Annotated in this window: 4 protein-coding genes; all 4 read left to right on the top strand. The window is 42.4% G+C overall.

Features of this window, described 5'->3' with window-relative positions:
• The first annotated feature begins 472 nt into the window (after window positions 1–472).
• A complete protein-coding gene (locus KTE19_RS12730) occupies window positions 473–1,651 on the top strand; it encodes an iron-containing alcohol dehydrogenase (protein ID WP_217164409.1) in 1,179 nt (392 codons plus the stop codon).
• Between the two features lie 334 nt (window positions 1,652–1,985).
• Window positions 1,986–2,498 (top strand): hypothetical protein, encoded by a 513-nt coding sequence (locus KTE19_RS12725; protein ID WP_217342425.1) that lies wholly within the window; start codon window positions 1,986–1,988, stop codon window positions 2,496–2,498.
• A 288-nt stretch (window positions 2,499–2,786) separates the two neighbouring features.
• Window positions 2,787–3,770 (top strand): dTDP-glucose 4,6-dehydratase, encoded by a 984-nt coding sequence (gene rfbB, locus KTE19_RS12720; RefSeq protein ID WP_217342424.1) that lies wholly within the window; start codon window positions 2,787–2,789, stop codon window positions 3,768–3,770.
• A 14-nt stretch (window positions 3,771–3,784) separates the two neighbouring features.
• Window positions 3,785–4,648, top strand: a complete 864-nt coding sequence (locus tag KTE19_RS12715) for an NAD(P)-dependent oxidoreductase (protein ID WP_217164401.1) — start codon at window positions 3,785–3,787, stop codon at window positions 4,646–4,648.
• The last annotated feature ends 298 nt before the right edge of the window (window positions 4,649–4,946 follow it).

Raw genomic sequence — 4,946 nt, 5'->3', positions numbered from 1 at the left:
TTTTTATTCTAACGAGAAACAAAAAATCTGTCATCAGTAATAGATAAAATCTATTACCAACAACAGATATTGTAGAACCTGCATTCTAGTTTTGGGATGCATGGCCGTTTTTGTATGAACGGTGGGGGTCGTGGTATGTTGCAATCCCTTATCTGGATCGCAAAAGCAAGTATTGTTAGCTTCGTAAGTTAGCTGAAGTGGCTCGGGCAGAAATTGTCCGGTCACTTTTTTTGTTCGATATAGAACGTTTTTTTTCACAAGCACTGACTCACAAGCGCTTTCAATCGGCGTGATAATTTATTGCGTGAGTCTCAATTTGATCATTAAGTACTTACCGCATCAATGCTGATTGAACTTAAAAAATGATTTTGGAAGTCGACTAATATTTGTGAAATTATTTACAAAAACACGTGAGAATGCTACGATGTAACTGGTTTCAAATCTGAGTGAATCATATTGGAGGATCCTTATAATGAAAGAAAATTTTGATTTTTTAATGCCTAGTGTGAACTTTTTTGGTAAAGGCGTTATTGAAAAAATTGGTGATCGGGCTAAGATGCTGAACATGAAGAAGCCTTTGGTCGTGACTGACACCGTTTTGCGTTCAATGGAAAATGGCCCAGTTGCCCAGACCCTTGCTTCATTGGACAAAACCGGGGTTCCTTATGTCATTTATGATGGCGTCGAACCTAACCCGAAGATCCGTAACATTCAAGAGGGGAAGCAGGTTTATCTGGACAACGATTGTGACAGTATTATCACTGTCGGTGGGGGCTCCTCTCATGACTGTGGTAAAGGGATCGGCATTATTTTGACAAATGGGGATGACATTACCAAATTAGCTGGGATTGAAACTCTCAGCAATCCATTGCCACCATTGATGGCCGTTAACACGACTGCCGGTACTGCTTCAGAATTGACTCGCCACTGTGTCATTACAAATGAAAAGACGAAACTGAAGTTCGTTGTTGTCTCATGGCGAAATGTGCCATTGGTTTCATTTAACGACCCAATGCTGATGCTGGATGTTCCGGCAAATTTAACTGCGGCAACTGGAATGGATACATTTGTTCAGGCGATTGAACCATATGTTTCAACCAATCGAAATGAAATCACCGATGGCCAGTGTGTCGAAGCAATCAAATTAGTTGAAGAGAGTCTGCGAGAAGCATACGCCAACGGTCATAATGTCGAAGCGCGAACCAAGATGGTTGAAGCTGAAATGTTAGGCGGGATGGCCTTCAATAACGCTGATTTGGGATATGTTCACGCAATGGCGCATCAATTGGGCGGTCAGTATGACGCCCCACATGGTGTCTGCTGTGCAATGTTACTGCCAATTGTTGAAAAATATAACATCATTGCCTGCCCGGAGCGATTTGCACAATTAGCCGAGATTATGGGTGAGAATACAGAGGGCTTGTCAGTTCGTGAAGCAGCTGACCTGTCAATCAAGGCAATGCGCCAAATGTGTGATGACGTTAATATTCCACGGAGCATCAAGTCAATTGGGGCAAAACCAGAAGACTTTGAATTGATGGCTGAAAACGCCTTGAAGGATGGCAATGCCTTCTCGAATCCTCGCAAGGGAACCAAAGAAGATATCGTGAAGTTGTTCCAAGAAGCTTACGACATGCCAGAACGTGACTAGGATTTGGTGATTTTTGCTTATCACCCGAGACATTCTAAGATTGGGATAAAAGGCGATTTGATCCCAGAATTTAACGCAAAAGACCAATGATTCCTGTGATTTTGGAATAATTGGTCCTTTTTGTTAAACGGCCGGGATCAGCCGGTTGGTTCAATAGTTTCCGAAAGCCGGCGTAGTCTGATTCCTGATATTATGGTTGCCTAATGATGACGATAAAATTTCTTCAAAAATTCAAACATAATTCATGACATTTCACAAATATTCAGGTATCATTATGGTGTTGATAAGGATATGATTTAATAATGAGGATTTTTGATATTGGAAGGTGAGACACATGAGACGAGGACTTTTTGTAGATGCCAGTTTGCTTTTGTTGATTCCCATTAGCATCGTAGGCTTTTCAATGAGTATTGAAAGTGATCGAAGCACATACAGGACAACTCAAACGGCTAAAGTGAATGATATTGCCACAACTACTGACACAGAATATACCGATGACGATGCTAATGATAACCTTAAGGTCCAGCCGATGGACTTCAGTGTGTCCCGGGTTTATCGAGTGACATATAGTCACACCAAGTTTAGGACGACATTAGATGATGATTACCGTGAAGAGCGACTTTACCGCTATGTCCCAGGTTCTAAGAAGGCCAATCGAACTTATAGTTGGTCCAAGATTAAAGCTAAAGTTGGTAAACGGGTCTATGTCGATAAAAAAGCCAAGGTCTACTATCGTGAAGATGACGGTGAAAGGGATACCGAAGACTTTTATCGGATCCGAACTTCTAACAGTAACAAGGCTCAGAAATACTGGGTAAATGAAGATGTTGTTGAAATAGACGATTAATGTTCACTTGGTCATCAGTCACCTTGGAGCTAGAATTTAAGTGAAAAAAGTAATGCATTCGGGTTTGGAATGCATTACTTTTTTGCTTAAATGGCAGGGATCAGCCATTTGTTCCAAGCTTTATCAATATAAAAGGAAGTCAAGTTGCATTTATAGACGCTTTGTCGACTAAAATCTCAGCTTCAAAACGGCAATTGCCCCTGTCTGCCTGAAAATGGATTTTGACAATGATAAAAGTGTGTTAACTTAGGGGTATAGACATCTTGCGACAACAGTAGGAGGCAAATGATGAATATTTTAGTCACCGGTGGGGCCAGCTTCATTGGCTCAAATTTCATCCGTTATGTATTGAAAACTGATTCGAGGGATTGCGTCATTAATCTGGATGCACTCACATATGCTGGTAATTTGACGAATTTAAGTAGCGTTCAAAACAATTCCAGGTATTTATTTATCCATGGCAATATCGCTGATGAGACACTCATTAGTAAGCTTTTGGCCGATTATCATATTGGTGCTGTGGTTAACTTTGCGGCTGAATCCCACGTAGATCGCTCAATTTTAAATCCTCGTCAATTTGTAGAAAGTAACTATGGCGGGGTCAGCATTCTTTTAAATTGCCTGAAGAAGTTTCCGGGGACCCGGTTTATTCAAGTTTCTACTGATGAGGTTTATGGGAGTGCACTTAGTGGGCAAACCTTTTCAGAAACAGATTCGCTTAATCCGAGTTCTCCGTACGCAGCAACCAAAGCCGGTGCCGATTTGCTTGCTTTATCATATTACAAGACATTTGGAATGGCCGTTTGCATCACTCGGTCAACTAACAACTATGGCCCGTATCAGTTCCCAGAAAAATTAGTCCCATTGATGATCAGTCATGCGGTCATGGGAGAAAGGCTTCCGGTTTATGGCGATGGACAAAACGTCCGCGACTGGTTGAATGTGCTTGATAATTGCAGGGGAATCGATGCCGTTTTGCACCGTGGAAAGCCTGGCGGGGTTTATAATATAGCCGGTCATAATTATCACAGCAATCTCGATGTCGTTAAACTCATTTTGGCTCGTTTGGGGCTGTCAACGTCTGCAATTCAGTATGTGGCTGATCGACCAGCTAACGACGAGCTTTATGCGATCGATGATAGTAAGATTCGGACCCAGTTAGGGTGGACACCGCAAGTCAACTTTGACGTTGGGATGGCCCAAACGATTGATTGGTACAAAAATAACAGGGACTGGTGGCAGCCCCTGCTTGCAAAGGTTAAAAATAGATAGTTTGAGGTGAAAATATGAAAATTGGATTTATCGGCACTGGGGTCATGGGAACAGGAATGATTAATAACCTCCTTACAGCTGGCTATGAGGTGACTGTCTATAACCGAACCAAGACCCATGCCAAAACCGTTTTAGAAAATGGGGCGACTTGGCAGGATTCCCCAAAAGAAGTCGCTCAGGTAAGTGACGTTGTGATCACAATTGTTGGATTTCCAAAGGATGTTGAAGCGGTCTATTTTAGTGACCAAGGAATCTTTGCCGGATTAGGAACTGAAAAGACGGTGATCGATATGACCACCAGTTCACCGATTTTAGCAAAAAGAATTGCCAGCTACGGTGCCAGTCATCAAATTAATGTGCTTGATGCCCCGGTATCCGGTGGGGATGTTGGTGCTAAGAATGGAACCCTCACCATTATGGTCGGTGGGAAACTTGACACCTTCATGAAGATGAAGCCAATTTTACGAGCAATGGGCACGTCAATTCGCAGATTTGGTGGGGCCGGTCAAGGCCAAAATGCGAAGATGGCCAATCAAATCATGGTTGCAGGCACGATGACCGGCATGATTGAGGCATTGGCTTACGCAAAAACTGCCGGATTAGAGCTTGATCAGATGATCCAAACCATTGACGGCGGCGCGGCGGCCAATTGGAGTATGGCCAACTATGGCCCCAGAATTTTGAAGGATGACTTAAACCCGGGCTTTGCTGCAAAACACTTTCTAAAAGACTTGCGAATTGCCTTGGAGGTTGCAGATGAAATGCACATTGAATTACCGGCCACCCAGAAAGCCAAGGATCTGTACGAAAAGATGGTTGATCAAATGAAACTGGGCAATTTAGGAACCCAAGGACTGATTAAGCTGTATGAGAAATAATGTAATGGATTTCGGAAAAACAGGCCTTGAAATTGGCTACTAGTATATTGCTGAATACCGATTTAACCTGTTGATTCCACAACAACTAGGAAGACGCTGGGATATATGTTGATTTTAAATCAGTGATCATCATTTGGATCGCCGTTGATACTCAGATAAAAGCTGTGCCAGAATGCCGATCCCGGCTATTTAACAAAAAGAACCAACTATTCCAAAATTGAACTGAACCCCTTGAATTGGAGAAATCTAATTCAAGGGGTTTTATTATGTTTCCTTATGAAGTTAAAATGGCCGCTAT

The sequence above is a fragment of the Lentilactobacillus dabitei genome, assembly GCF_019061365.1.
GTDB lineage: Bacteria > Bacillota > Bacilli > Lactobacillales > Lactobacillaceae > Lentilactobacillus > Lentilactobacillus dabitei.
This window is presented reverse-complemented; position numbering and strand designations above follow the sequence as displayed.

Bases quoted from the DNA above. Each gene is read 5' to 3' on its own strand.
- KTE19_RS12715 (WP_217164401.1), top strand. From the start codon at position 3,785: ATGAAAATTGGATTTATCGGCACTGGGGTCATGGGAACAGGAATGATT.
- rfbB (WP_217342424.1), top strand. From the start codon at position 2,787: ATGAATATTTTAGTCACCGGTGGGGCCAGCTTCATTGGCTCAAATTTC.
- KTE19_RS12730 (WP_217164409.1), top strand. From the start codon at position 473: ATGAAAGAAAATTTTGATTTTTTAATGCCTAGTGTGAACTTTTTTGGT.
- KTE19_RS12725 (WP_217342425.1), top strand. From the start codon at position 1,986: ATGAGACGAGGACTTTTTGTAGATGCCAGTTTGCTTTTGTTGATTCCC.